Origin of the sequence: Cetobacterium sp. ZOR0034 (genome assembly GCF_000799075.1) — a bacterium.
Lineage (GTDB): Bacteria > Fusobacteriota > Fusobacteriia > Fusobacteriales > Fusobacteriaceae > Cetobacterium_A.
In genome coordinates this window covers 1-1,538 of sequence record NZ_JTLI01000031.1, presented here as the reverse complement: position 1 = coordinate 1,538, position 1,538 = coordinate 1, and the positions used below count along the sequence as shown (strand labels likewise).

Annotated in this window: 2 protein-coding genes; both read left to right on the top strand. The window is 30.5% G+C overall.

The window, feature by feature from the left end; genetic code table 11:
- The first annotated feature begins 78 nt into the window (after nt 1-78).
- Nucleotides 79-1,026, top strand: a complete 948-nt coding sequence (locus tag L992_RS07270) for an L-lactate dehydrogenase (protein ID WP_047395352.1) — start codon at nt 79-81, stop codon at nt 1,024-1,026.
- Between the two features lie 67 nt (nt 1,027-1,093).
- Nucleotides 1,094-1,450 (top strand): cupin domain-containing protein, encoded by a 357-nt coding sequence (locus tag L992_RS07265; RefSeq protein WP_047395347.1) that lies wholly within the window; start codon nt 1,094-1,096, stop codon nt 1,448-1,450.
- The last annotated feature ends 88 nt before the right edge of the window (nt 1,451-1,538 follow it).

Genomic DNA, 1,538 nt, shown 5'->3' with positions numbered 1-1,538 from the left:
TATATCTAACGATATAGAAATCTCCTATTATTTAGCTATTTTTTATTTTTTGTAATCTACCAGCTGAGTAGTTACTTTATGTTTAAACAAAGAAAAGTTGGAATTGTAGGAACAGGACATGTAGGTAGTCATTGTGCTTTATCTTTAATGCTTCAAGGAGTTTGTGATGAGTTAGTACTTGTAGATATTGATGAAGCAAAATCTCAGTCTCAAGCCTTTGACTGTATGGATACTGCTAGTTTTTTACCACATAGAGTCAAAGTAAAAAAAGGAACTTATCAGGATTTAGGAAAAGTTGATATTGTTGTTATTAGTGTTGGAACTATTGATAATGTTTCTAAAAACCGTCTTTCAGAGCTAGAAGGATCACTTAAAATTATCAATTCATTTGTTCCTGAAATTATGGCTTCTGGATTTAAAGGTTACTTTGTTGTTATAACAAATCCGGTTGATATAGTTACATACTACGTTCAAAAACTATCAGGGTTACCACATAATCACGTTATAGGAACCGGAACTGGACTTGATTCAGCTCGACTTTGTAGAGTTCTTAGCAATGAATTAAATATTGATGCTAGATCTATTCAAGCATATATGTTAGGTGAACATGGAGATTCCCAAATGGCTGTATTCTCTCAGGTTAGTATAAATGGATTTTCGTTAGAATCCTTCTTAAAAAATACTGGTAAAAAACTTGATTACAATAAAGTTCAAACTACTGTTACAAAAGCTGGATGGGATATCTACTCAGGAAAGAAAAGTACAGAGTTTGGAATAGCTTGTGTATGCACGGATATTATAAGAGCTGTGTATTCTGATGAAAAGAAAGTTATGGCTTGTAGCGGATATTTAGAAGGACACTATGGAGAAAATGGTCTTTATATAGGAGTTCCTGCTATTATTGGTAAAAATGGAGTTGAAAAAGTTTTAGAGTTGGAACTAAATGAAAAAGAACAAGATAAATTTTCTGAAACTCTAGAGATAATTAAAAAACATATTAAAATTGGTGAAAAAGCTTTTAAGTAAAAATTATTTGAAATCTAATCGAAAAAATGATACCCTTAAACTTACATAATAATAGAAGGGGGACATTATGATTAAACGAAAAAATGAATTAGAAATCAAAGAGATTGAAGGATTAAGAGGTGGAGTTGGAAAATTAAAAATGACTGAAATCCTATCTAAAGATGAACTTCAAAATGAAGGGAAACTTTTTAGTAGAGTCATTCTAGAGAAAAATTCATCTATCGGACTACATAAACATGTGAACGACTTTGAAGTCTACTATATCTTAAAAGGAGTTGGTCTAGTAGAAGAGGAAAGTGGTACCTATACAGTCAATGAAGGAGATGTAGTTTATACTTGTGATGGAGAACAACACTCTTTATTAAATATCGGAGATTCTGAATTAGAGATGTTAGCTGTTGTTATCAATAATAACTGCAATTAATAGGATTTTAAATAAAAAAAGAGGGTTTCCCAAATTTAGTGTAAATTGTAAAAATTGAATATATATATTTTACCTTCTTGGCTATTAA

Coding starts and splice junctions, on each gene's coding strand:
- L992_RS07270 (WP_047395352.1), top strand. CDS start 79: ATGTTTAAACAAAGAAAAGTTGGAATTGTAGGAACAGGACATGTAGGT.
- L992_RS07265 (WP_047395347.1), top strand. CDS start 1,094: ATGATTAAACGAAAAAATGAATTAGAAATCAAAGAGATTGAAGGATTA.